The 26,065-nt window shown below is 70.3% G+C and carries 22 protein-coding genes and 1 tRNA gene; 18 read left to right on the top strand and 5 right to left on the bottom strand.

Annotated elements, in window-relative coordinates; translation table 11 throughout:
- Positions 1-271: 271 nt before the first annotated feature.
- From A5643_RS04400 to xerD, 11 genes are all read left to right on the top strand, one after another.
- The gene (locus A5643_RS04400) at positions 272-1,096 is read left to right on the top strand and encodes a tetratricopeptide repeat protein (RefSeq protein ID WP_197497640.1); all 825 of its coding nucleotides are present in this window, start codon (positions 272-274) and stop codon (positions 1,094-1,096) included.
- Position 1,097: 1 nt separating this feature from the next.
- Positions 1,098-2,126, top strand: coding sequence for an HAD-IIA family hydrolase (locus tag A5643_RS04395; RefSeq protein ID WP_066852323.1), 1,029 nt, complete (start codon positions 1,098-1,100; stop codon positions 2,124-2,126).
- An 8-nt stretch (positions 2,127-2,134) separates the two neighbouring features.
- Positions 2,135-2,311 carry a hypothetical protein gene (locus A5643_RS18395; RefSeq protein ID WP_197497639.1) on the top strand — a complete coding sequence of 59 codons (177 nt, stop codon included), beginning with the start codon at positions 2,135-2,137 and terminating at the stop codon, positions 2,309-2,311.
- A 7-nt stretch (positions 2,312-2,318) separates the two neighbouring features.
- Entirely contained in the window at positions 2,319-3,128 is an 810-nt protein-coding gene (locus tag A5643_RS04390; protein ID WP_066852321.1) for a TlyA family RNA methyltransferase, read from the top strand.
- Positions 3,125-4,048: an NAD kinase gene (locus tag A5643_RS04385; RefSeq protein WP_066852319.1), complete on the top strand. Its 924-nt coding sequence runs from the start codon at positions 3,125-3,127 to the stop codon at positions 4,046-4,048. The genes A5643_RS04390 and A5643_RS04385 overlap by 4 nt, the downstream gene beginning before the upstream one ends.
- Before the next feature lie 12 nt (positions 4,049-4,060).
- A complete protein-coding gene (gene recN, locus A5643_RS04380; protein WP_066852317.1) occupies positions 4,061-5,851 on the top strand; it encodes a DNA repair protein RecN in 1,791 nt (596 codons plus the stop codon).
- Between the two features lie 117 nt (positions 5,852-5,968).
- On the top strand, positions 5,969-7,150 hold the full coding sequence (gene steA / locus A5643_RS04375; RefSeq protein ID WP_066852315.1) for a putative cytokinetic ring protein SteA: 1,182 nt from the start codon (positions 5,969-5,971) through the stop codon (positions 7,148-7,150).
- Positions 7,151-7,159: 9 nt separating this feature from the next.
- Entirely contained in the window at positions 7,160-8,101 is a 942-nt protein-coding gene (locus A5643_RS04370; RefSeq protein ID WP_066852313.1) for a copper transporter, read from the top strand.
- 129 nt (positions 8,102-8,230) lie between these two features.
- Positions 8,231-9,976, top strand: coding sequence for a CTP synthase (pyrG, locus tag A5643_RS04365; RefSeq protein ID WP_066852311.1), 1,746 nt, complete (start codon positions 8,231-8,233; stop codon positions 9,974-9,976).
- Positions 9,969-10,592: an NUDIX domain-containing protein gene (locus A5643_RS04360; protein ID WP_066852309.1), complete on the top strand. Its 624-nt coding sequence runs from the start codon at positions 9,969-9,971 to the stop codon at positions 10,590-10,592. Before pyrG ends, A5643_RS04360 begins: the two co-directional genes overlap by 8 nt.
- 26 nt (positions 10,593-10,618) lie before the next feature.
- On the top strand, positions 10,619-11,545 hold the full coding sequence (xerD, locus tag A5643_RS04355) for a site-specific tyrosine recombinase XerD (protein WP_156628522.1): 927 nt from the start codon (positions 10,619-10,621) through the stop codon (positions 11,543-11,545).
- A gap of 215 nt (positions 11,546-11,760) precedes the next feature.
- Here xerD and A5643_RS04350 read toward each other — a convergent pair whose 3' ends face one another.
- Positions 11,761-12,513: an O-methyltransferase gene (locus tag A5643_RS04350; RefSeq protein ID WP_066852305.1), complete on the bottom strand. Its 753-nt coding sequence runs from the start codon at positions 12,511-12,513 to the stop codon at positions 11,761-11,763.
- Between the two features lie 120 nt (positions 12,514-12,633).
- On the opposite strand from A5643_RS04350, the gene A5643_RS04345 reads away from it, so the two are divergent.
- The 6 genes from A5643_RS04345 to der are packed head-to-tail and all read left to right on the top strand — an operon-like array spanning position 12,634 to position 17,964.
- Positions 12,634-13,497 carry a ParA family protein gene (locus tag A5643_RS04345; protein WP_066852303.1) on the top strand — a complete coding sequence of 288 codons (864 nt, stop codon included), beginning with the start codon at positions 12,634-12,636 and terminating at the stop codon, positions 13,495-13,497.
- Entirely contained in the window at positions 13,485-14,309 is an 825-nt protein-coding gene (locus A5643_RS04340; protein WP_502686204.1) for a segregation/condensation protein A, read from the top strand. The genes A5643_RS04345 and A5643_RS04340 overlap by 13 nt, the downstream gene beginning before the upstream one ends.
- Before the next feature lie 37 nt (positions 14,310-14,346).
- A complete protein-coding gene (gene scpB / locus A5643_RS04335; protein WP_082948718.1) occupies positions 14,347-15,135 on the top strand; it encodes an SMC-Scp complex subunit ScpB in 789 nt (262 codons plus the stop codon).
- Entirely contained in the window at positions 15,132-15,869 is a 738-nt protein-coding gene (locus A5643_RS04330) for a pseudouridine synthase (protein ID WP_066852297.1), read from the top strand. Before scpB ends, A5643_RS04330 begins: the two co-directional genes overlap by 4 nt.
- Positions 15,866-16,558, top strand: a complete 693-nt coding sequence (cmk, locus tag A5643_RS04325; protein ID WP_066852295.1) for a (d)CMP kinase — start codon at positions 15,866-15,868, stop codon at positions 16,556-16,558. Before A5643_RS04330 ends, cmk begins: the two co-directional genes overlap by 4 nt.
- Positions 16,555-17,964, top strand: coding sequence for a ribosome biogenesis GTPase Der (der, locus tag A5643_RS04320; RefSeq protein WP_066852293.1), 1,410 nt, complete (start codon positions 16,555-16,557; stop codon positions 17,962-17,964). Before cmk ends, der begins: the two co-directional genes overlap by 4 nt.
- A gap of 19 nt (positions 17,965-17,983) precedes the next feature.
- Here der and A5643_RS04315 read toward each other — a convergent pair whose 3' ends face one another.
- Positions 17,984-19,678, bottom strand: coding sequence for a patatin-like phospholipase family protein (locus A5643_RS04315; RefSeq protein ID WP_066852291.1), 1,695 nt, complete (start codon positions 19,676-19,678; stop codon positions 17,984-17,986).
- A 176-nt stretch (positions 19,679-19,854) separates the two neighbouring features.
- Here A5643_RS04315 and A5643_RS04310 point away from each other — a divergent pair.
- A tRNA-Pro gene (locus tag A5643_RS04310) sits at positions 19,855-19,928 on the top strand.
- Between the two features lie 105 nt (positions 19,929-20,033).
- Here A5643_RS04310 and A5643_RS04305 read toward each other — a convergent pair.
- From A5643_RS04305 to A5643_RS04295, 3 genes are read right to left on the bottom strand one after another with little or no spacing between them, the layout of a single operon-like run.
- The gene (locus A5643_RS04305; protein ID WP_197497642.1) at positions 20,034-21,779 is read right to left on the bottom strand and encodes an AMP-binding protein; all 1,746 of its coding nucleotides are present in this window, start codon (positions 21,777-21,779) and stop codon (positions 20,034-20,036) included.
- A gap of 35 nt (positions 21,780-21,814) precedes the next feature.
- Complete coding sequence (gene pe, locus A5643_RS04300) at positions 21,815-22,930, bottom strand: acyltransferase PE (protein ID WP_082948716.1); 1,116 nt, start codon at positions 22,928-22,930, stop codon at positions 21,815-21,817.
- 59 nt (positions 22,931-22,989) lie between these two features.
- On the bottom strand, positions 22,990-26,019 hold the full coding sequence (locus A5643_RS04295) for an MMPL/RND family transporter (RefSeq protein ID WP_066852289.1): 3,030 nt from the start codon (positions 26,017-26,019) through the stop codon (positions 22,990-22,992).
- Positions 26,020-26,065 lie beyond the last annotated feature (46 nt).

Below are 26,065 nucleotides of genomic sequence, written 5' to 3'. Positions count from 1 at the left end.
AACCCGGAAGCTAAGCCTGCCAGCGCCGATGATACTACCCAACCCGGGTGGAAAAGTAGGACACCGCCGAACACACACACCACCTGTGCCCCCCACTTTTGTTGGGGGGCACAGGTGTATAAAAAACAAGAATGGCACGGGTCGCCCGACCCGGATACGCCGATAACGCAATGCGATATCGGAAATGGCGCGGCGGCCCGACGCAATTGAGTCGGCGCCGGCGGCCCGTACCCGTTACCCGTCGGCGCGGAACACGACGCGAAAGGCGGCAATGGTGACCGAACGCAACGGCGGCGAACGCCGGCCGGGCCCGGCGGCGGACGGCCCCCGGCGCGGCCCACGCCCCAAGCGGCAGGCACCACGCTCCTCCGGCCCCGGCCGCGCCCCCCGCACCCAACCCCAGGCCGGCGCCGACCCCGATACCCGGCCCGCGCCGGCCGGCCCACCGATCCCCGAGGACGTGGAGGCCAAGCAGTTGGCCCCGGAGATCCGGCGCGAACTGTCCACGCTGGACCGCTTCACCGCCGACGCGGTGGCCCGGCACCTGGTCGTGGCCGGCACGCTGCTCGACGAGGACCCGCACGCCGCCCTCGAACATGCCCGCGCCGCACGCGCCCGGGCGGCACGCATCGCCGCGGTTCGCGAAGCCGTCGGGATCGCGGCCTACCACTGCGGCGACTGGGCGCAGGCGCTGGCCGAGTTGCGCGCCGCGCGCCGGATGGGCAGCAAATCAGCGCTGCTGCCGGTCATCGCCGACTGCGAACGCGGCCTCGGCCGCCCCCAACGCGCCATCGACCTGGCCCGCGGACCCGAAGCCGCCCAACTCGAGGGCGACGACGCCGACGAACTGCGCATCGTCGCCGCCGGCGCCCGCGCCGACCTCGGCCAGCTCGACGCCGCGCTGACGCTGTTGTCGACCCCGCAGCTGGATCCCGACCGCACCGGGCCCACCGCGGCGCGACTGTTCTATGCCTACGCCGACACCCTGCTCGCACTCGACCGCCGCGACGAAGCGCTGCAATGGTTCCTCCGGTCGGCCGCCGCGGACACCGACGGCGTCACCGACGCCGAAGACCGAATCAGTGAGCTGGCCTGAGATGGGAACCCTCGCTGACGAATACGACTGCCTGATGCTCGACCTCGACGGGACGGTGTTTCGCGGCCACCAGCCCACCGAAGGCGCCGTCGACGCCCTGGACCGCGCCGCCGGGCGCACCCTGTTCATCACCAACAACGCCTCCCGGACCGCCGCGGAGGTCGCCGCCCACCTGCGCGAGCTGGGCTTCCACGCGGCCGACGCCGACGTCGTCACCAGCGCCCAGACCGCCGCGCGGCTACTGGCCACCCGGCTGCCGCCCGGCTCCCCGGTGCTCATCGTCGGCACCGACTCGCTGGCCGCCGAAATCACCGAGGTGGGGCTGCGGCCGGTCCGCCGTTTCGAGGACGACCCGGTCGCGGTCGTGCAGGGCCACTCCCCGACGACCGGCTGGCCGCAGCTGGCCGAAGCCGCACTGGCGGTCCGGGCCGGCGCCCACTGGCTGGCCACCAACGTCGACCGCACCCTGCCGTCGGAGCGGGGCCTGTTACCCGGCAACGGCGCGATGGTCGCGGCGTTGCGGGCCGCCACCGACACCGAACCCGACGTGGCGGGCAAACCCGCACCGCCGCTGATGAAAGACGCCCTGAAGCGCGGCGAGTTCACCACCCCCCTGGTGGTCGGCGACCGCCTCGACACCGACATCGCCGGCGCCAACAACACCGGACTGCCCAGCCTGATGGTGCTCACCGGCGTCAACACCGCCCGCGACGCCGTGCACGCCATCCCCGGCGAACGGCCCACCTACCTCGCGGCGGATCTACGCTGCCTGCACCGCGCCAGTTCCGACCTGGCGATCGCCGCCCACCCGGCCTGGCGGATCGCCGTCGAAGACACCGTGGTGACCGTCACCGCGGCCGACTCCGACGCCGAGGACCCCGACCCGCTGGCCGTGGTGCGGGCCGTGGCCCGCGCGGTCTGGGACGCCGGACTCGACGCCGGGACGGCGACCATCGCCGCCGGTGACGCCGCGGCACACGACGCCCTGCAGCGCTGGTCGCTGCTCAACGATCCGGATCGACTAGCGTGAGAGCCGTCATGACGACCGAACCCGACCAGATCCGTGCCCAGATCGATGCGTTGCTCGCCCCGCTCCCGCAGGTCGACGCGGACGGCTCCGCGCCGATCGACGCCGACCTCGACGACATCGCGCGCCGCCTCTCCGAGGCCCACGACGTCCTGGTGCACGCCCTGGAATCGGTGGAGAAGGGCTGAGTGTCCCGTGGCACGACGCAGCCGCGTTGATGTCGAACTGGTCCGCCGCGGACTGGCCCGCTCCCGCCAGCAGGCCGCCGAGTTGATCAGCGCGGGCAAGGTCAGCATCGACGGCATGCCCGCGGTCAAGGCGGCCACCGCGGTCGACCTGACCGCGCAGCTGACCATCGCCACCGACGGCGAACGCGGCTGGGTCTCGCGCGGCGCGCACAAGCTCATCGGCGCCCTGGACGCCTTCGCCATCGACGTGAATGGCAAACGCTGCCTGGACGCCGGCGCCTCGACCGGCGGATTCACCGAAGTGCTGCTGGACCGCGGGGCACGCGAAGTCGTCGCCGTCGACGTCGGCTACGGGCAGCTGGCCTGGCCGCTGCGCTCCGACGCGCGGGTGACGGTGCTGGAACGGACCAACGTGCGCAACCTGACCGCCGAGCAAACCGGCGGCGCCGTGGACCTGGTGGTCGCCGACCTGTCGTTCATCTCGCTGGCCACGGTGCTGCCCGCACTCATCGCCTGCGCCGCTCCCGACGCCGATATCGTGCCCATGGTGAAACCGCAATTCGAGGTGGGCAAGGGCCAGGTCGGCGCCGGGGGCGTGGTGCATGCACCCGAGCAGCGCGCCGAGGCGGTGCTCGCCGTCGCCGGTCACGCCCAGCAGCGCGGCTGGCACACCGTCGGCGTCACCGCCAGCCCCCTGCCCGGCCCGTCGGGCAACGTCGAATATTTCCTGCGGCTGCGCGCCCGCACCGACCGGCCGTTGGCCGGGGCGGATCTGGCCGCGGCCGTGCAGCGAGCTGTCGCGGAGGGACCGCAATGAGCGCGGAACGCACCATCTTGTTGGTCATCCACACCGGCCGGGAGGAGGCCACCGACACCGCGCGGCGAGTGGAGAAGGTCCTCGGCGAGCACGGGATCGCGCTGCGGGTGCTCACCGCGGAGGCCGTTGACCGCGGCTCGCTGCACCTGGCGCCCGACGACATGCGGGCCATGGGGGTGGAGATCGAGGTCGTCGACGCCGACGACAGCGCGGCCGAGGACTGCGAACTGGTGCTCGTCCTCGGCGGGGACGGCACCTTCCTGCGCGCCGCCGAACTGGCCCACAACGCCGGCATCCCGGTGCTGGGGGTCAACCTGGGCCGGATCGGATTCCTCGCCGAGGCCGAAGCCGAAGCCATCGACACCGTGCTCGACCACGTCATCGCCCGCGACTACCGGGTCGAGGACCGCATGACCCTGGACGTGGCGGTGCGCGCCGACGGCGAGATCATCCACCGCGGCTGGGCGCTCAACGAGGCCAGCCTGGAAAAGGGGCCCCGGCTCGGGGTGCTCGGCGTCATCGTGGAGGTCGACGCCCGGCCGGTGTCGACGTTCGGCTGCGACGGCGTGCTGATCTCCACCCCGACCGGGTCCACCGCCTACGCCTTCTCCGCGGGCGGGCCGCTGCTGTGGCCGGATCTCGACGCCATCCTGGTCGTCCCCAACAATGCGCACGCCCTGTTCGCCCGGCCCATGGTGACCAGCCCGCACGCCGCCATCGCCATCGAACTGGAGGCCAACGGCCACGATGCGCTGGTCTTCTGCGACGGCCGCCGGGAAATGCTGGTGCCGGCCGGGGGCCGGCTGGAGGTGACCAGCGGCGCGATCCCGGTGAAATGGGCCCGGCTGGACAGCGCCCCGTTCACCGACCGCCTCGTCCGCAAGTTCCGGTTGCCGGTCACCGGCTGGCGCGGGCAGTAACGGCGGGGCCGCGTGCTCACCGAGATCCGCATCGAATCGCTCGGCGCCATCAGCGCCGCGACCGCCGAGTTCGGCCGCGGTCTGACCGTGCTCACCGGCGAGACCGGCACCGGCAAGACGATGGTGGTGACCGGGCTGCACCTGCTCGGCGGGGCCCGCGCCGACGCCAACCGGGTCCGCTCCGGCGCCGACCGCGCCCTGGTCGAGGGCCGCTTCAGCACCGAGGAACTCGACGAGACGACCGCCACCACCGCCGCGGACCTGCTGGAGGCCTCCGGCGCCGACCGCGACGAGGACGGCAGCGTGATCACGCTGCGCTCGGTCGGCCGGGACGGCCGCTCCCGCGCCTACCTCGGCGGCCGCAGCGTCCCCGCCAAGTCGCTGAGCGCCTTCACCACCGGCCTGCTCACCCTGCACGGCCAGAACGACCAGTTGCGGCTGCTGCGCCCCGACGAGCAGCGCGGCGCGCTGGACCGCTTCGCCGGGGTGACCGCCCGGCTGGAGGAGTACCGCAAACTGCGCGACAGCTGGCTGGCGGCGCGCCGCGACCTGACCGAACGCCGGGACCGGGCCCGCGACCTCGCCCAGGAAGCCGACCGGCTGGCCTTCGCGCTGGAGGAGATCGACACCGTCGACCCGCAGCCGGGCGAAGACGACGCGCTGAGCACCGATATCCGCCGGCTTTCCGAACTCGACACCCTGCGCGAGGCCGCCGCCGCCGCCCGCGCGGCGCTGACCGGCGCCGACGACGCCGATTTCCCGGCCGACCAGCGCTCGGCCACCGCCCTGCTCGGCCGGGCGAAAACCGCGCTGGAAGCCGCCGGGGATACCGCGCTCAGCGCGCTGGCCGACCAACTCGGCGGTGCGCTGACCGTCGTCGGCGACGCCGCCACCGAACTCGGCGCCTACCTGGCCGACCTGCCCGGTGACGCCAGCACCCTGGAGACCAAACTGGCCCGCCAGGCCGAACTGCGCACCCTGACCCGCAAGTACGCCGCCGACATCGACGGGGTGCTGGGCTGGGCCGGCCAGGCCCGGGAGCGGCTGGCCCAACTCGACGTCTCCGACGAGGCGGTCAGCGCCCTGCAGCAGCGGGTGGCGCAGCTGGGCGAGAAGGTCGCCGCGGCAGCGGTCCAACTCAGCGACGCGCGGCGCGGCGCCGCCGGCGCACTCGCCGAGGCGATCACCGCCGAACTCACCGGCCTGGCGATGGCCGACGCCGAGTTCACCGTCACGGTCAGCCCGCAGCCGGCCGCCGACCACGACCCGGGCGCGCTGACCCTGCCGTCGGGGGAGGTGGTCGCCGCCGGCGCCGACGGCATCGACCAGGTGGAATTCGGGTTCACCGCCCATCGCGGCACCACGGTGCTGCCGCTGGCCAAAAGCGCCTCCGGCGGCGAGCTCTCCCGGGTCATGCTGGCCCTGGAGGTGGTGCTGGCCACCGCGACCGCGCGCTCAGCCGGGACCACGATGGTCTTCGACGAGGTCGACGCCGGTGTCGGCGGGCGGGCCGCGGTCCAGATCGGTCGGCGCCTGGCCCGGCTGGCCCGCACCCATCAGGTCATCGTCGTCACCCATCTGCCGCAGGTGGCCGCCTACGCCGACGTGCACCTGACCGTCGAGGGGACCGGCGCCGAGGGCGCCAGCAGCGTCCGGCGCCTCGACGACGAGGAACGGGTCGCCGAGTTGGCGCGGATGCTGGCCGGGCTCGGCGAATCCGACAGCGGCCGCGCCCATGCCCGAGAACTGCTCGCCGCCGCCCGCAAGGACACCCCCGGAGGTAAGGACACCGCCGACCGGTAGCCCGCCCCGCAAACCGACCCACCAAGCCTGTGACGGATGTGACGCGATATCACTCTTGAGGCCCCTGTTACGGCGCGCCTCCCCGATTCGGCGGGCGATGACCGCCAGAATCGCCGCATGAGGATGTCAGCGCTGCTCTCCCGTAACAGTTCGCGACCCGGTGTTGTGGGCACTGCACGGGTCGACCGCGACCTCGACCGGCTCCTGCGGCGGCTCTGCCCGGGCGACATCGCCGTCATCGACGCCCAGGACCTCGACCGCATCACCGCCGACGCGCTGGTCGACGCGCAGGTCCTCGCCGTCGTCAACGCCGCGCCGTCGATCTCGGGCCGCTACCCCAATCAGGGCCCGGAGGTGCTGGTCGCCAACGGGGTAGCCCTCATCGACGAGACCGGACCCGAGGTGTTCAAGAAGGTCAAGGACGGCGCCAAGATCCGGCTCCACGACGGCGGTGTCTACACCGGGGACCGGCGGCTGGCGCGCGGTGTCGAACGCGCGGACCACGACATCGCCGAGATGATGCACGAGGCCAAGTCGGGGCTGGTCGCCCACCTGGAGGCCTTCGCAGGCAACACGATCGAGTTCATCCGCAGCGAGAGCCCGCTGCTCATCGACGGCATCGGCATCCCGGACATCGACATCAACCTGCGGCGCCGCCACGTGGTGCTCGTCGGCGACGAACCGTCGGCCGCCGACGACCTCAAGCTGCTCAAACCATTCATCAAGGAGTACCAGCCGATCCTGCTGGGCGTCGGCGCCGGCGCCGACGTGCTGCGCAAATGCGGCTACCGGCCGCAGTTGATCGTGGGCGATCCCGACCAGATCAGCACCGAGGTGCTCAAGTGCGGCGCCCAGGTGGTGCTGCCCGCCGACGCCGACGGTCACGCGCCCGGCTTGGAGCGCATCCAGGACCTCGGCGTCGGGGCGATGACCTTCCCGGCGGCCGGCTCGGCGATGGACCTCGCGTTGCTGCTCACCGACCACCACGGCGCGGCGCTGCTGGTCACCGCCGGGCACAGCGCCAGCATCGAGGAGTTCTTCGACCGCAGCCGCCAGCACAGCAACCCGTCGATGTTCCTCACCCGGCTCAAAGTCGAGGAGAAACTGGTCGACGCCAAAGCGGTCGCCACCTTGTACCGCAACCGGGTCTCGGCGGGCGCGATCGCGCTGCTGGTGTTCACCATGCTGATCGCGGTCATCGTGGCGTTGTGGGTCTCGCGCACCGACGTCACGGTCCTGGACTGGATCCTGGACTACTGGAACCGCTTCTCGCTGTGGGTGCAGGGCTTTCTGACCTAGGGGCCTGCGGTGATATCTCTACGCCACCATGCGATTTCGCTGGCCGCGGTGTTCCTCGCGCTGGCGGTCGGGGTCGTGCTCGGTTCCGGGCTGCTGTCCGACTCGATGCTCTCCGGCATCCGCGCCGAGAAGAAGGACCTGCGCGCTCAGATCAGTGAACTCAACGACGAGAAGAACGCGCTGAACGAAAAGCTCAGCGCCATCGACGGTTTCAACTCCGTGGTTGCCGGGCGCATCGTGCGCGACGCTCTGGCGGGCAAGTCGGTGGTCGTCTTCACCACCCCCGACGCGGACCAGGGCGACGTGGCGGCGGTCACGCGCATCACCGGGCTGGCCGGCGGCACGGTCACCGGGACGGTGTCACTGACCCAGGAGTTCGTCGACGCCGACTCCGCGGAGAAACTGCGCTCGGTGGTGACCGCCTCGGTGCTGCCCGCAGGCGCCCAGCTCAACCCCGCCCTGGTCGACCAGGGCTCGCAGGCCGGTGACCTGCTGGGCATCGCGCTGCTGATCAACCGGGACCCGGCCCGCAAACCCGCCGACGACGACCAACGCGAGACCGTGCTCGCCGCCCTGCGCGACACCGGATTCCTCACCTACGGCGACCAGCGGCTCGGCGCCGCCGACACCGCCCTGGTGGTCACCGGGGGCGGTTTGGGCGAGGACGCCGGCAACCAGGGCACCACGGTGGCCCGGTTCGCCGCCGCGCTGGCGCCGCACGGATCGGGCACCGTGCTCGCCGGGCGGGACGGATCGGCGGCTGGGACCGCCGCGGTCGCGGTGGCCCGCGCCGATGCCGGGACCGCCGCGGTGATCAGCACCGTCGATGACATCGACACCGAATCCGGTCGGATCACCGCGGTGCTGGGGCTGGGCGATCTGATCGCCGGCGGGCACCCCGGCCAGTACGGGATCGGGCCGGGCGCCACCGCGGTCACCGTCGCGCAGTAGGGCGGCCGGGCGTGTCAACACCGTCGCGTCCCAGCGGGTGTTAAGGTGAGATTCCGTGGGTCGGCAGGCCCCACTAGCACAAGCTAGATCTCGCCCTGCGCGTCGTCACGGAGGTGGCTGTTGCCAGCATTGCGCAAGCACCCCTACACCGCCACCAACTATCTCTTCGTCACCGGCGGCGTCGCGTCGTCGCTGGGCAAGGGTTTGACCGCCAGCAGCCTCGGTCAGCTGCTCATCGCCCGCGGACTGCACGTCACGATGCAGAAGCTCGACCCGTATCTCAACGTCGACCCCGGCACGATGAACCCGTTCCAGCACGGCGAGGTCTTCGTCACCGAGGACGGCGCGGAGACCGACCTCGATGTCGGCCACTACGAACGGTTTCTGGACCGCGACCTGTCCAGCTCGGCGAACGTCACCACCGGGCAGGTCTACTCGACGGTGATCGCTAAGGAGCGCCGCGGCGAATACCTCGGCGACACCGTCCAGGTGATCCCGCACATCACCGACGAGATCAAAAGCCGCATCCTGGCGATGGGGGAACCCGACCGCGACGGCAACCGCCCCGATGTGGTCATCACCGAGATCGGCGGCACCGTCGGCGACATCGAATCCCAGCCGTTCCTGGAGGCCGCCCGCCAGGTGCGCCACGACGTCGGGCGCGACCACTGCTTCTTTCTGCACGTGTCGCTGGTGCCCTATCTCGCGCCGTCCGGGGAGCTCAAGACCAAACCGACCCAGCACTCGGTGGCCGCGTTGCGCAGCATCGGGATCACTCCCGACGCGCTGATCCTGCGCTGCGACCGCGAGGTCCCCGAACCGCTCAAAGAGAAGATCGCGTTGATGTGCGACGTCGACATCGACGGCGTCATCTCCACCCCGGACGCGCCGTCGATCTACGACATCCCCAAGGTGCTGCACCGTGAGGAACTCGACGCCTACGTGGTCCGCCGGATGAACCTGCCGTTCCGCGACGTCGACTGGACCGAGTGGGACGACCTGCTCAGCCGGGTCCACGACTCTCACGAATCGGTCCGAATCGCCTTGGTGGGTAAATACATCGAACTCTCCGACGCCTACCTCTCGGTGGCCGAGGCGCTGCGCGCCGGCGGGTTCAAACACCGCACCAAGGTCGAGATCCGCTGGGTGGCCTCCGACAGCTGCGCCTCGCCGGAGGGCGCGGCCGCGATGCTCGGCGACGTCGACGGCGTGCTGATCCCCGGCGGGTTCGGCATCCGGGGGATCGAGGGCAAGCTCGGCGCGATCAGCTACGCCCGCACCCGGCGCATCCCGCTGCTGGGACTCTGCCTGGGGCTGCAGTGCATCGTGATCGAGGCGGCCCGCTCGGTGGGCATCACCGAGGCCAACTCCGCGGAGTTCGACCCCGACACCCCCGACCCGGTCATCTCCACGATGGCCGACCAGGAGGACGCCGTCGCCGGCGAGGCCGACCTCGGCGGCACCATGCGACTCGGCGCCTACCCGGCGGTGCTGAAAGCGGATTCCGTTGTGGCCCAGGCGTACCAGGCCACCGAGGTGTCCGAGCGGCACCGGCACCGCTACGAGGTCAACAACGCCTACCGGGACCGGATCGCCGAAAGCGGGCTGGTCTTCTCCGGCACGTCGCCCGACGGCCACCTGGTGGAGTTCGTCGAGTACGACGCCGACCTGCACCCGTTCCTGGTCGGCACCCAGGCGCACCCCGAGCTCAAGAGCCGGCCGACCCGACCGCATCCGCTGTTCGTGGCCTTCGTCGGCGCCGCCATCGACTACAAGGCCGCCGAGCGGCTGCCGGTGGAGATCCCCGAACACCACGCCAACGGCGCCGAGCAACACCTGCCCGATCCCGTCCACCAGTCCGCAGCCCGTGGCTGACCACGAATTCGAGACCGTCTCCTCGCAGCTGCTGCACCGGGGCAAGATCTTCGCGCTGCGCACCGACCGGGTGCGGATGCCCGGCGGCAAGATCGCCGCCCGCGAGGTGGTCGAACACTACGGTGCGGTCGCCGTGGTCGCCCTCGACGACCACGACAACATCCCGATGATCTACCAGTACCGCCAGGCCATCGGCCGGCGGCTGTGGGAACTGCCGGCCGGGCTGCTCGACACGGCCGGGGAGGAACCCCACCGCACCGCCGCCCGCGAACTGCACGAGGAGGCCGGGCTGGCGGCCGAGACCTGGCAGGTGCTCGTCGACCTGGACTCGACACCGGGATTCAGCGACGAGTCGGTGCGGGTGTTTCTGGCCACCGGGCTGACCGAGGTCGACCGCCCGGAGGCGCACGACGAGGAAGCCGACCTGCAACTGCGATGGTTTCCGCTGGCCGACGCGCTGAATCGGGTGCTGTCCGGCGAGATCGTCAACGCCATCGCGGTCGCCGGCATCCTGGCCGCCCACACGGTGCGCCACGGCGCGGCCACCCCACGCCCGCTGGACGCGCCCTGGGTGGATCGGCCGCACGCCTTCCGGGCCCGCCAGGACCGGCCGTGACCACCGTGCAGGCCGCGTCGTCGGCCCTGACCACCCAACTCGACGGCTACCTCGACCACCTGGCGATCGAGCGGGGCGTGGCCGCCAACACCCTCAGCTCCTACCGGCGCGACCTGCGCCGCTACGGGCAGTACCTGAGCGCCCGCGGCATCGACGACCTGGGCCAGGTCACCGAGAACGACGTCAGCGAATTCGTGGTGGCGTTGCAGCGCGGCGACGACGACGCCGGCCTCGCGCCGCTCTCCGCGGTGTCGGCCGGCCGCGCCCTGATCGCGGTGCGCGGGCTGCACCGGTTCGCCGCCGCCGAGGGGGTCACCGAACTCGACGTGGCGCGCACGGTGCGCCCACCGGCGGCCGGACGCCGGCTGCCCAAAAGCCTCACCGTCGATGAGGTGCTGGCCCTGTTGGAGGCCGCCGGCGGGGACAGCCCCTCCGACGGGCCGCTCACCCTGCGCAACCGCGCCCTGCTGGAACTGCTGTATTCCACCGGGGCGCGCATCTCCGAGGCGGTCGGCCTCGACGTCGACGACATCGACACCCACGACCGGTCGGTCCTGCTGCACGGCAAGGGCGGAAAACAACGCCTGGTGCCCATCGGCCGGCCCGCGGTGGCCGCCCTGGACGCCTTCCTGGTGCGGGGCCGCCCCGAGCTGGCCCGCCGCGGACGCGGCACCCCGGCGGTGTTCCTCAACGCGCGCGGCGGGCGGTTGTCGCGGCAGAGCGCCTGGCAGGTGCTGCACGACGCCGCCGAACGCGCCGGGCTGACCGCCGCGGTCTCACCGCACACCCTGCGGCACTCGTTTGCCACCCATCTGCTCGACGGCGGCGCCGACGTGCGGGTGGTCCAGGAACTGCTCGGCCACGCCTCGGTGACCACCACCCAGATCTACACGCTGGTCACCGTGCACGCACTGCGCGAGGTGTGGGCCGGGGCCCACCCGCGTGCCCGGTGATCGCGGCGAGACCACCGCGGCGGTAGCCGGCCCGCGAGATTCGGGTAATCGATTGCTCTACGCGCTGGGTTCGGCGTGGGATGAAACTTTCGGACGGGGGCGCGAGGCGGGTCGTTGGGGGGCGGCCCGCCTGCCGCCGAAGGCATCATGAAACGGTTGCTGGTCCGCGGCGACGGCGCCGGGAGCGACCGCCCGCCGGCCGGCACCGCTTGATTTCAGCCCAGGAACTCCGATTCGAGCACCAGGTCGGGGATCAGGGTCTGGTACTCGGCGTGGGTTTTGTGTTCGACGGTGTCGAACAGGACGTCCTGCTGCTCGCGCATGTAGGCGCGGTACTGCGGGGCGCCGGGCACCAGCACGTTGTCGGCGACCACGATCGAGCCGCGGTGCAGCCAGCCCCGCTCCAGGATGTGCTGCAGGTCGGGCCGGTAGGCGTCCTTGACGTGATCGAGGAACAAGAAGTCCAGCGACCCGGCGGTGAAGCCGTGCCGCTCGGCGAGCACGTCGAGGGTGCGCCCGCCGTCACCGATGGTCCCGACCACACACGTGACCCGGTCGGCGACCCCGGCGTGCGCCCAGATCCGGCGGGCGTTGGCGGCGTTGGCCTCGGCTAACTCCACCGAGACCACCCGGGCCGCCGGCGCCGCCCGGGCGATGCGCAGCGCCCCGTAGCCGACATAGGTGCCCAGCTCCAAGGCCAGCTTCGGGTCGGCGCGGCGCACCGCCGCGTCGAGCAGCCGGCCCTTCTCGTCGCCGATGTTCATCAACATCGACTTGTCGTAGGCGAACCGGTCGATGGTGCTCAGCACGTGGTCGAGGTCGCCGGCGCGCGCGTGGGCCAGCACGTAGTCGACGGCCGCGGCTTCACGGCCATCCCCGATCTGGCCGGTGGTGCCGATGTTGCGGGTACCGGGCAGCATCCGCAGCACCGACCAGCGCAGGAACGGCAGACGTCGTTTCAGACTCATATCACCCCACCCTATGCCCGACCCCGGCTTTCGCGATTACCGACGGGACCCACCCGTTAGACTCGGGCTGATGTGCGCCCGCGCCTTTGCCCCAGCTCGTGTGATGAGTGACGGCTGGGCATGACCGACACCGCCGACAGCGGCCCGACCGTGGGCCTGACCGGCCGCCCACCCCGGGCGATTCCGGAGCCGCAGCCGCGCACCTCCCACGGCCCGGCCACCGTGATCGCGATGTGCAACCAAAAGGGCGGGGTGGGCAAGACCACCTCGACGATCAACCTCGGTGCCGCGCTCGCCGAGTACGGCCGCCGGGTGCTGCTGGTCGATCTGGACCCGCAGGGCGCGCTGTCGGCCGGGTTGGGTGTGCCGCACTACGAGCTGGAACGCACCGTGCACAACCTGCTGGTGGAGCCGCGGGTGTCCATCGACGATGTGCTGTTGAGCACCCGGATCAAAAACGTCGACCTGGTCCCGAGCAACATCGACCTGTCGGCCGCCGAGATCCAGCTGGTCAACGAGGTCGGCCGGGAACAGTCCCTCGGACGCGCGCTGCACCCGGTGCTCGATCGCTACGACTACGTGCTGATCGACTGCCAGCCGTCGCTGGGGCTGTTGACCGTCAACGGGCTGGCCTGCGCCGACGGGGTGCTCATCCCCACCGAGTGCGAGTACTTCTCGCTGCGCGGGCTGGCGCTGCTCACCGACACCGTGGAGAAGGTGCGCGACCGGCTCAACCCGAAGCTCGACATCAGCGGCATCCTGGTCACCCGGTTCGACCCGCGCACGATCAACTCCCGGGAGGTGATGGCCCGGGTGGTGGAGCGCTTCGGCGACCTGGTCTTCGACACCGTCATCACCCGCACCGTCCGGTTCCCGGAGACCACCGTCGCCGGCGAGCCCATCACCACCTGGGCGCCGAAATCCGGCGGCGCCGAGGCCTACCGCGCGCTGGCCCGCGAGGTCATCGACCGATTCGGCGCGTGAGTAGCAGCGAGACCGCCGAGACCGCCGCCACCCAACACGGCTTCCAGGTCCGGCTGACCAATTTCGAGGGTCCGTTCGACCTGCTGCTGCAGCTGATCTTCGCGCACCGCCTGGATGTCACCGAGGTCGCGTTGCACCAGGTCACCGACGACTTCATCGGCTACACCCGCGAGATCGGCGCGCAGTTGGGGCTGGAGGAGACCACCGCGTTCCTGGTGGTCGCCGCCACCCTGCTCGACCTCAAGGCCGCCCGGCTGCTGCCGGCCGGCCAGGTCGACGACGAGGAGGACCTGGCGCTGCTGGAAGTGCGCGACCTGCTGTTCGCGCGGCTGCTGCAGTACCGGGCGTTCAAACACGTCGCGCAGATGTTCGCCGAACTCGAGGCGGCGGCGCTGCGCAGCTACCCGCGGGCGGTGTCGCTGGAGGACCGCTTCGCTGACCTGCTGCCCGAGGTGATGCTGGGCGTCGACGCCGAGCGATTCGCCCAGATCGCCGCGGCGGCCTTCACCCCGCGCCCGGTGCCGACGGTGGCCACCGGGCACCTGCACGAGTTGACGGTGTCGGTGCCCGAGCAGGCGCAGCGGCTGCTGACCATGCTCGAAGAGCGCGGCACCGACACCTGGGCGTCCTTCGGAGAGCTGGTCGCCGACTGTGCCGCCCCGATCGAGATCGTGGGGCGTTTCCTGGCGCTGCTCGAACTGTATCGAGCCCGGGCGGTAGCATTCGACCAGGCAGAACCGCTTGGAGTGCTCCAGATTTCGTGGACCGGCGAACGGCCGACCGGCGATGAGCTGCTGAAGGATCAATCATGAGCAGCGCGAGCGGCGCCGTGATCAAGGAGTGGCGCAGATGACGATCCCCGGCGACACCGGGAACGGCGGGGCGGCGACGGGCGACGCGGAGGACATCCGCGAGCTGAACGGCGCCCCCACCGGCGACGAGGCACCGCCTGAGGACCCCGAGGAGACGGCCGGCAGCGGGCTGGGCATCGACGTGGCCAACGCCCCCGAACTCGAAGACGGCGAACTCGGCGCGGTGCTCGAGGCGCTGCTGCTGGTGGTCGACACCCCGATCACCGTCGACGCGTTGGCCGCGGTCACCGAACAACCCGCCTACCGGATCGCCGCCAAGCTGCAGGCGATGGGCGAGGAGCTCACCGGCCGCGACAGCGGCATCGAACTGCGCGAAGCCGGCGGCGGCTGGCGGTTCTACACCCGCGCCCGGCACGCGCCCTATGTCGAACGGCTGCTGCTCGACGGTGCCCGCTCCAAGCTGACCCGCGCGGCGCTGGAGACCCTGGCGGTGGTGGCCTACCGCCAGCCGGTGACCCGCGCCCGGGTCAGCGCGGTGCGCGGGGTCAACTGTGACGCGGTGATGCGCACGCTGCTGGCGCGCGGACTGATCACCGAAGCCGGCGCCGACAGCGACACCGGCGCCGTCACGTTCGCGACCACCGAGCTGTTCCTGGAGCGGCTCGGGTTGTCGTCGCTGGCGGACCTGCCCGACATCGCGCCGCTGCTGCCCGACGTCGACACCATCGACGATCTGAGCGAATCCCTCGACAGCGAGCCGCGTTTCCTCAAACTCGACGGTGCGCAGCAGCCCGATCCCGCACTCCAGTTCGACGTGGACAAATGACCGAGCCGGTGCGCCTGCAGAAGGTGCTCTCACAAGCCGGGGTGGCGTCGCGGCGGGTGGCGGAGAAGATGATCCGCGACGGCCGGGTCGAGGTCGACGGTGACGTGGTGACCGAGCTGGGCACCCGGGTGGACCCGGCGACGGCGGTGATCCGGGTCGACGGCACCCGGGTCAGCGTCGACGACTCGCTTGTCTATCTGGCGTTGAACAAGCCGCGCGGCATGTTGTCGACCATGAGCGACGACCGGGGCCGGCCCTGCATCGGGGATCTGGTGGAACACCGGGTGCGCGGCTCCAAGAACCTGTTCCACGTCGGCCGGCTCGACGCCGACACCGAGGGGCTGATCCTTTTGACCAACGACGGGGAATTGGCCCACCGGCTGATGCACCCGTCGTTCGAGGTCCCCAAGACCTACCTGGCCACCGTCGCCGGGACGGTACCGCGGGGGGTGGGCAAGAAGCTGCGCGCCGGAATCGAACTCGACGACGGGATGGCCCGGGTGGACCACTTCGCGGTGGTCGACGCCGTCGCCGGGAAATCGCTGGTGCGAGTGATCCTGCACGAGGGCCGCAACCGCATCGTGCGCCGGCTGCTGGCCGAGGTCGGCCACCCGGTGCAGGAGCTGGTGCGCACCGACATCGGGACGGTGTCACTCGGCGACCAGCGTCCCGGAAGCCTACGGCCGTTGCGCCGCAACGAGATCGGTGAACTGTACAAGGCGGTGGGACTGTGAGCCCGGAAAACGACATCACCGTCGCCATCGACGGGCCCGCCGGAACCGGCAAATCCACCGTGTCGCGCGGGTTGGCGCGTGCGCTGCAGGCACGCTTCCTGGACACCGGCGCGATGTACCGGATCGCGGCGCTGGCCGTCCTGCGGGCCGGGGTGGACCCCGCCGACGCCGACGCCGTCGCCGCCACGGTGGCCGCCGCGGACATCTCGGTGGGTGCCGATGTGGACACCGACCGCTGTTATCTTGCCGGCGAAGATGTTTCGGAAGAGATCCGCGGCGGTGCGGTCACCGCGGTGGTGTCGGCGGTCTCCGCGGTGCCGGCGGTGCGCGACCGGCTGGTGGCGCTGCAGCGGCAACTGGCCGGCGGTCCGGGTGCGGTGGTCGTGGAGGGCCGCGACATCGGCACCGTGGTGCTGCCCGATGCGCACTGCAAGGTGTTCCTGACCGCCTCGGCCGAAACCCGGGCCCGCCGCCGCAACGACCAGAACATCGCGGCGGGATTGGCCGACGACTATCCCGGCGTCCTCGCCGACGTCCGGCGCCGCGACCACCTGGACGCGACCCGCAGCACCGCACCCATGCGGCCCGCCGATGACGCGGTGATCGTCGACACCAGCGACATGACCCAAACCCAGGTGATCGAGCATCTGCTGGACCTGGTCAACCAAGCCAACGGAGTTCGGCCATGAGCACCTCGGAGTTCGACGGCACCTGGAGCGACGAGAGCGACTGGGAGCTGGGGGAGGGCCCCGGGTTCGACGACGAGATCGACCAGGGCGGACCCCCGCCGGTGGTCGCCGTGGTGGGCCGGCCCAACGTCGGCAAATCCACGCTGGTCAACCGCATTCTGGGGCGGCGCGAAGCCGTCGTTCAGGACCTGCCCGGGGTGACCCGCGACCGCGTCTCCTACGACGCGACGTGGACCGGGCGCCGGTTCGTCGTGCAGGACACCGGCGGCTGGGAGCCCGACGCCAAGGGGCTGCAACAACTGGTGGCCGAACAGGCGTCGGTGGCGATGCGCACCGCGGACGCGGTGATCCTGGTGGTGGATTCGGTGGTCGGCGCCACCGCCGGCGACGAGGCGGCCGCGCGGATCCTGCGCCGGGCCGGCAAGCCGGTGTTCCTGGCCGCCAACAAGGTCGACAGCGAGAAGGGGGAGGCCGACGCGGCCGCGCTGTGGTCGCTGGGGCTGGGGCAGCCGTGGGCGATCAGCGCCATCCACGGTCGCGGAGTGGCCGACCTGCTCGACGAGGTGGTCGCCGCGTTGCCCGAAGTCGCCGAGACCGCCGGTGGCGGCGGCGGGCCGCGGCGGGTGGCGCTGGTCGGAAAACCCAACGTGGGCAAGAGTTCCCTGCTCAACAAGCTTGCCGGTGACGAGCGGTCGGTGGTGCACGACGTCGCCGGCACCACCGTGGACCCGGTGGACTCGCTGATCGAGCTGGGCGGCAAGGTGTGGCGGTTCATCGACACCGCGGGGCTGCGCCGCAAGGTGCGGCACGCCAGCGGCCACGAGTTCTACGCGTCGGTGCGCACCCACGGTGCGATCGATGCCGCGGAGGTGGCGGTGGTGTTGATCGACGCTTCCCAGCCGCTGACCGAACAGGACCAGCGGGTGCTGTCGATGGTCAGCGACGCCGGCCGCGCGCTGGTGCTGGCGTTCAACAAGTGGGACCTGGTCGATGAGGACCGCCGCTACACCCTCGAGCGCGAGATCGACCGTGAGCTGGTGCAATTGGGCTGGGCACTGCGGGTCAACATCTCCGCCAAGACCGGGCGCGCCCTGCAGAAGTTGGTGCCCGCGTTGGAGACGGCGCTGGAGTCCTGGGACACCCGGGTCCCGACCGGTCGGCTCAACACCTTCCTCAAGGAGGTGGTGGCGGCCACACCGCCGCCGGTGCGCGGCGGCAAGCAGCCGCGGATCCTGTTCGCCACCCAGGCCACTGCCCGCCCACCGACCTTCGTGCTGTTCACCACCGGGTTCTTGGAGGCCGGCTACCGCCGGTTTCTGGAACGGCGGCTGCGGGAGACCTTCGGCTTCGAGGGCAGCCCGATCCGGGTCAACGTGCGGGTGCGCGAGAAGCGCAAGGCGCGCTGACGGCTGCTGCGCGACCGCGTCACATCACCCGGCGCTGGCGCCACCGCCGGAACCGGTTGGTCGGCGCCTGAATGGCGGCCATCACCGACTGCATCGACGCGGCCACCGATTTCGCGTGCTCCGGCTCCGCCAGGCCGGGCGCGGCGGGCTGGTCGCCTTCCCACCAGGTCGGTTCGAGCAGCGTGGTCACCACCGGGACCGCGTGATCGACGCTGTTGCGGCCCCATTGGCAGGCACGCTCGATCGAGGCGACCGACGGGGCCAGGTTGGCGGGGGAGAGCGTCGGGGTGAACCGCACCAGGTGGTCGGCGTAGGGGGCGTTGCGCACCATCTGCAACTGGATCGCCTGGGTGATCGGGACCAGCCACAGGTGCTTGGGATCCCACTGCGGGTGGAAGCAGTCGAAGGCCAGGTAGGCGGCGTTGCGGGTGCCCAGCCGGCCGTCGCGGACCCGCTTCCAGGCCAGTTCGACCGGCACGTTGCTGGCCGCGCCGCCGTCGACCAGGGCGCCGGCCTCGTTGTCCTCCAACAGGGCGTCGAGCAGCGGCCACATGGCCGGGTCACGGGACTCGTGGTGCAGCACGCCGGGGATCGCCGAGGAGAACGATGCCGCGTCGACGACGTTGATGTCGTAGTCCGGGTTCTCCCCGCCGATGACGATCGGTTTGGTGACCCGGGGGTCGATGAACGCAGCCGTCTGCCACAGCCGGGCGGCCACCTGCGGGCCGATCCCGATCGGCAGGTAGGGCAGCGAGCGCAGCTGCAGCGCGGCGCGCCGCTGCTGGCGGTATCGCGACGGCAGCGCGGCGAACGGTTGGCGGCGCACCCCGGCGACCACCGCGTCGTAGGGGATGGCGACGTCGGACATGCGCATCCGTTCGCCGTCCTCGCGGCGGAACATCGCGTCGGCGAAGTCGTCGAAGCGCAGCGAGAACAGGCCGGTCAGCCCGTGCCGGCGGCGCAGGGTTTCCGGGCCGAGGATCGCGCGGAAGGTCACGGTTTTGGCCCAGGCGACGTAGTCGTCGATCGGTATCGGCAGGGTGCGGCTGACCACCGCGCTGAGCACCGCGCCGAACGAGGAGCCGATGAGGTAGTCGGGCATGTAGCCGGCTTCCAGCACGCGCTGCATCCCGCCGATGTAGACGAAGCCGGCGCCGCCGCCTCCGCCGAGCACCGTGACCAGCTTCTTGTAGCCGACCTCGGCGTCGAGTTCGGCGAGGGAGAACTCGTCGCCGTGCCGCTCGGCCAGCTGGGTTCGCTGCTCGTCCTGCTCGTCGCGGAGCGCGGCCAGCGCCTCCCGCGCGGTGGTCAGCGCGGTGACCGGGTCGCGCTCTTCGCGCAGCGGCCCGAACAGCGCGTCAGCAACCTTGCTGCGCCAGGGCGCCAGCTCCTCACCGACCGAGACGTCGCCGCGGCCGCGGGTGCCGCCCGGGCCGGCCGCGCCGGGCTCGAAATCGGCCAGCCGGGCGAAGTTGAGCAGGTAGCGCAGCTTGCGCAGGTCCTCGTCGGCGAGCACGTCGGGGTGGCGCAGGTGGTGGCGGACCAGCCGGTTCTCCAGCTTCTGCAACAGCAGCGCGGCGTCGGTGACGTCGAGGTCGTCCTCGACCACCTCCGCCCCGACGTGGGCGCTGTGGTCGACCTCCTCGTCGATCTCGCGCGGCGTCCGGCGCCGAGCGACCGCGTCACGCACCGCGTCGGCGAAGGGGATCTCCATGGGGCGATTTCCTCGTGTTCGTCACGCTGCGCGGCCGGGACGGCCACCGACGGCGAGCCTACGCGGTCACCGGGACGGGCCGGCCGTGGGCATGCGGCCCGAGGGTGCGCTGATTCCTTGGCTCCGGGGCGGTTGCGGTAGGCTTTCGACCTGCCGCCGGCGCAAGTGGGCGGCACCGGGCTGTGGCGCAGTTTGGTAGCGCACTTGACTGGGGGTCAAGTGGTCGCAGGTTCAAATCCTGTCAGCCCGACAGATAACACGGCAGCTCAGAGACGGTTTCCGGGAAATCCCGGGAACCGTCTCCGGCCCTACCGGCCCGGCTGATCTCGCGCGAGCGGGCCCGCGGCCCGAACGCCTACTCGCCGTCCAAGCGGGTGAACTGGTTCTGCCGGTAATGCTCGACGCAGGCGGAGCGCCGGATCTTGCCGCTCGTCGTGGTCGGGATCGAGCCGGGCGCCACCAGCACCATGTCGCGGACGTTCAGGCCGTGCGCGGTGGATATCGCGGAGGTGACCTCGGACTTGACCCCGGCGAACCGGCTCATCGCCTCCGGCGCGGAACCCGCCGGCTGCTTCACTTCGATCACCGTGACCAGCTCCTCGGTCCCGCCCATCGGGACCGAGACCGCGGCGACCCGGCCGCGAGTGATCCGTTGAACAGTCGCTTCGATGTCCTCGGGGTAGTGGTTGCGGCCGCGAATGATCAACAGGTCCTTGATGCGGCCGACGATGAACAACGCACCGTCGGAGACGAACCCCAGATCCCCGGTGCGCAGCCAGGAGTCCGCCGGAGTGCCCGGTGTCGGATCGCGCAGAACGGCGTTGAAGCAGCGCTGCTTCTCCGGGCCGGCACCCCAGTAGCCGTCGGCGACATTGTCGCCGCGCACCCAGATCTCACCGACGACGTCCGGCGGGCACTCGCGATGGGAGTCGCTGTCGACGATCCGCAGCAAAGGGGAGTGCGGCAGCCGGTAGCGAACCAGCGCGGTGCCCGATCCGCCCGGAGACCGTTGCACACGCCCGGCGGATAACTCGTCGATGTCGAATCGGGCCGGCGGCGTGGATTCACACCAGGTGCCGCTCGTGACGAAGACGGTCGCTTCCGCCAGGCCGTAGGACGGCCTCAACATGACATCGCGAAAGTTGAAGTCGGCGAACCGATCCGCGAACCGCCGCAGGGTTGCCTGCTCGACTCGTTCGGCGCCACTGATGACGCCCAGGACTCCGCCGAGGTCGAGTCCGGCGAGGTCGCTGTCGCTGGTGCTGCGCACGGCGAGGTCGAAGGCGAAGTTGGGTGCGCCGGAGAACGCGGCCGGGTTCTCGGCCAACGCCCGCATCCACCGCGCCGGCCGTTCCAGGAACGCCACCGGGCTGGACAGCTGACCGCGGAATCCGCCCAGGATGGGCGCGCAGACACCCAGCACCAGGCCCATGTCGTGGTAGAAGGGCAACCACGACACCATCGTGGCGGTGGGGGGGACGGTGATGCCGGAGTCGGCGAAGAGGCAGCGCATCAACTGATCGAAATTCACCTGCAGGTTGCGATGGGAGATCATCACCCCGGTCGGCGCCCGGGTCGATCCCGAGCTGTACTGCAGGTATGCGATGTGTGGGGTGTCGGCGACCAGGAGGTTCGACTCCGCGGCGCCGCCGTCCAGGTTCAGCGCGTCGACCTCGATCACCGTCGGCGCGGTGTCCAGACCCGCTTCGGCGACATAGTCGCGGACGTCAGCGGTGGCCGCCGAGGTGGTGAGGATGACAGCGGGGGAGGTGTCGGCCAAGACCGCGCTCACCCGCTCATGGCTCGACCCGCGATTCGGCAGCGGCAACGGCACCGCGATCAACCCGGCCTGCATGGCACCCAGGAACGCCAGAATGTACGACAGGCTCTGCGGAGCCAGGATCACCGCGCGGTCCCCCGGCGATGCGTAACCGCTGAGCTGGCCTGCCAACGCCATCGTGCGGCGCGACAGCTGGGACCAGGTGAGATCCTCGGCAACTCCCGCGTGATCCTTCTCGTAATCGGTGAAGGTGAACGCGATGTCATTAGGCCGCAAGCTCGCGCGGCCATGCAGGATCGAGAGAATGGATGACTGATTAATCGTCGTCGCCGTCATCGAATCCGTTGCGGTCGGGGTCACGGGGCGCCGGGAGTCATGAGCGACATGACGCTGTCGATGAGCTCGGAGATCGGGTCGTCGCCACCGGCGCCACCGCCACCGAATGTCGCCGCGTTGGCCGGTGCGGTGACTTCGATCGGGTCGAAGCCGTGCGCCGGATCCACTTGCACCGGGGCGGTCGCCGGATCGTCGTTGCGCGAATAGCCTGCGTTCACCCGCGGCATCAGGATCGCATCGAGTCGGTTCAGGGTGTCCTCGTCGTACCCGAGGTATTTGAAGGGGAAGACCAGCGGGAGATGTTGCTCGGGAATCATGTACGTCGTCGTCTTACCGCCCCGGGAGTTCACCGTCGTCCTGATGTTCTGTGCGGGCACCATGCTCGGGTCGGTGAACGCGACGGCGGTGTGACCGGTTGCCAGACCCGCGATCGAGTTGGCCAGGGCGAACAAGTTGTCCGGCCGGTCCGGGAAATCGGCGATGCTGTCGTAGGCGGAGACGAACTGGTAGGTGTCGTACTGGCTCTCCACCGGTTGCGGCATCGGGTAGTCCATGAACGGCACGACGCTGCCCGGGGGGAATACCTGGGTCAGGAAGCCCTCGCCGAAGGGGTGCTTGGCCAGCGGATCGCCGAACGTCGCGAAATTCAGTTGGTCCGGCGGCGGCGCGGTCGGATCGTTGGCCAGCCGCGCTTTCACCGCGTCGAGCACGAGTGCGCCCTCCGACAGTCCCATCGCCGTGCCGGGGCCGCCGGCGCGGATGGCGGCGTCGAGGTTGTCTTCGCCGACGACGACGGACTCACCGATGCTGGGGCCGTCGAGCCCGAGGCCGGGATGGATCTCCTCACCGATCGGACCGATCCCGGGGAAGAACCGCTCAAGGGTGTGCCCCTGAACCTGACCAGCCGGGTAGTCGACCTTCACCCGCTTCATGTTGGGGAACCAGTGCTCCCCGGTCCGACGGATGTACTCGTCGTAGGGGATGCCCAGCACATGAGCTCCACCCAAGGCGTACGCGGTGCCGGGATCGGCCGGTGGCGGAGGGGGCGGATCGTCGGCGCGTGCCGACCCGATGCCGAAACACCCTGTGGTACCAGCCGTTATCAGCACAGCGAACCCCGAGAGGAACTTCTTCATCCCGCCCCCTGATGTCTGGCTCTTGCCAAGTTTTCCATAGATGTACATGGCGGTCTACCTCACTCGTCCGTACCGGCCGGTTCTTCGATGACGTCGCTGGGCGCCGTGATCTCCGCTGGTGGTGAGCGTCTGGCACCCACTCGCGACGGCCACCAGTTCGCCCGCCCCACCAGCGTCGCGATGGCGGGCACGGTGATGGTGCGCACCACGAAGGTGTCCAACAGGATGCCCACTCCGATGACGAATCCGCCTTGGACGACGACGCCGATGCTGGAGAACAGCAGGCCGGCCATCGACGCGGCGAAGATCAAGCCCGCGGCGGTGATGACGCCGCCGGTCGAACTCAGCGTGCGGATGACGCCCAACCGGACGCTGCGCGGAGACTCGTCCCGCAGTCGCGAGATCAAGAGCATGTTGTAGTCGGCTCCGACCGCGACCAACACCACGAACGCTAACGGTGGCACGCTCCAGTGCAATTGCTGATCGAAGAGGAACTGGAACGTCAGTACGCCGATCCCGAGCGCGGCGAAGAACGAGACCACCACGGAGCCAACGAGATACAGCGGAGCGACGACCGCACGCAACAGCAGCATCAAGGTGAGCAGGACGACGATGAGGGTGGCGATGATGATGTACCGGATGTCGTGCTGGTAGTAGTCGCGGGTATCGCGCAACGCGGCGGGGTAGCCGCCCATCGAGATCGTGGCGTCGGCGAGCGTGGTGTTCGGTTGGGCGCCGGCGGCGATGTCGCTGATCCGGTCGACTTGATCCATCGCCTCGGCGCTGAACGGGTTGAGGTTGGTCTGCACCAGATAGCGCACCGTGTGGCCATCCGGTGAGATGAACGCCTTGGCGGCCTCCTGAAACTCCGGCAGCCCCAACGCTTCCTGCGGGATGTTGAACCCCGCGGCCGAGGGGCTCGCCGCCTCGCTGCGCATCGTCAACAGGAACGCGGCGGCCTCGTTGAGGCCAGCGGCGATCGCCTTGACCTGGCTGACCAGTTCGTCGACTCCGCCGGCGACTTCTTTGCTGCCGTCGGCCAGTCGGTTGGCGTTCTCCTTGAGGTCAGTGAGGGCGCCCTGCGCGCCACCCGGCTCGTTCAGCCCCATCGATCGGGCGGCTTCGGCGACGTCGGCCAACGCAGCGTTGAGCCGTTTCACCGTCGCGGAGAGGGTCTGCCCGCCGCCGAAGTCCTGCAACTGGCGAGCCGCATCGTTGATCTGGTCGAGGCTGCCGTTGTCGTGGGCGACGGTGAGGCGCTCGAACTGCGCGCGGGTGGCACGGCAGGAGGGATTCGCATCGCAGACCGCGTTGCCCTGCAGCGCCGCCAACACCGGCCCGATCCACAGGAACATGTCCTTGACGGCGGAGAAGTTGATGCCCATGGAGTTGCCGAGCAGGTTGATGCTGTCGACGAGCTTGGCGGCAGTGTCGACGTCACGCACCAATTGATCGCCGCCGTAAGCGGTTCTGGCTGAGGAGAACGTGGTGACGAGATTCTCGAGGCTAGGAACGATTTTGTTGACCTGGTTGCGGACGTCGGCGAGGCTGTCGGCGAGCGTACCCGCTCCGTCCTTCAGCCGGTTCAGGTCGCCGCCGCGCTCCTTGATCTGACCGGAGCCGTCGGCCAGCCGGTCGCCGACCAACCCCGCCTGATACGTGGCCCGGAACTCCGGGGGCACCTCCCCCAATGGCCGGGTGATGCCGCTGACCCGTGCGATGTCCGGCAACTGAGCTACCCGGGAGGCCAGCTGTTCGAGGTCGGCCAGGGCGCGCGGCGCGCGCAGGTCACGCGGTGACTGGATCAGGATGTATTCGGGGATGGACTGGCTGATCGGGAAATGGCGTTCCAATGCGGCGTAGCCGATAGAGCTCGGCGCCGACGCCGCCACACTTTTGCGGTCGTCGTAGTTGTAGTGCGCGAAGATCGCGGAGCCGGCCAACAACGCCAGGATGAGTGCGCTGGCAACCAGATTGATCACCGGTCGCCGCACGATGCGGACGCCGGCACGCCGCCAGAGCCGGGCGGTCAGTTCGCGGCGCGGCTTGACCCATCCGCGCGGTCCGGCAAGGGTCAGGATCGCGGGCAACAGCGTCAGCCCGGCGAGATAGGCGATGCCGATGCCGATCGCCGAGGAGATCCCGACCGTTTGGAACACGCCCATCTTGGCGAAGCCCAGCAGCAAGAAGGTGATCCCGACGGTCGCGGCGGATGCGGTGATGACCTTCCCGATCGAGATCATCGCCGCCTTCACCGCCTCGTCGAAGTCGGCGCCGGCGCGGAGATAGTCGTGATATCTGCTGATCAGGAAGACCGCGTAGTCGGTTCCGGCGCCGGCCATGATCGCGCTCAGGAAGACGATGGACTGGTTGGAGACCCCCGATCCGGTCAGCAGGGAGTAGCCGGCCACCGCGGCCTGCGCGATCAACAGCGACGACCCGATCGTGATCAGCGGGAGGAACATCGTGATCAGGTTCCGGTAAACCACGAGCAACACGGTGAGCACCAGAACCGCGATCGCGATCTCGATCGGCATGCGATCGCGTTGCCCGGCGACGGTGAGATCCGCGACGGTGGCCGCGGGACCGGTGAGGTGCACGGTCAGCGAACTGTCACCGACGGCCTGCCGGATGACCTCGGAGACCCGGTTGAACGATTCGAAGGACCGCGGCGTGCCCAACTCGCCGACCAGGCCCACCGGCAACACCCAGGTCGTGTCGTCTTCGCTGGTCAGAAATTGACGCAGCTGCGGTGTCCCGATGAAATCCTGCACCGTCTCGACGTCGGTGAGGTCGTCGCCGAGGACCTTGACCAGGTGGCGGTAGGTCTCCTCGTCGGCTTTGGTCAGCCCGTCCTCGTTGACCAACGCCACGATCAGCAGGTCGTCACTGCCGGATTCGCCGAACGCCTCCGCCATTTTGCGTGCGGTGACACTCGACGGCGCGTCGTTGGGCAGGATGGCGAGCGGATGGCGCTCCGACATCTCGGTCAGAGAGGGGACCGCCAACGGCAGAGCGACCGCCATCATGATCCAGACCGCGATCACCGCCCAGGGCCACCGCACCACCACGCCGGCGAGCGGACGCATGGCGAACTCACCGCCGCCTCGCGACGTCACCCGACGGAGAAGGTTG

This window comes from Mycobacterium sp. 1274756.6, assembly GCF_001668625.1.
Taxonomy (GTDB): Bacteria; Actinomycetota; Actinomycetes; order Mycobacteriales; family Mycobacteriaceae; genus Mycobacterium.
Note: the sequence above shows the minus strand (reverse complement) of the source record. Positions and strands in the feature narration are given on the sequence as shown.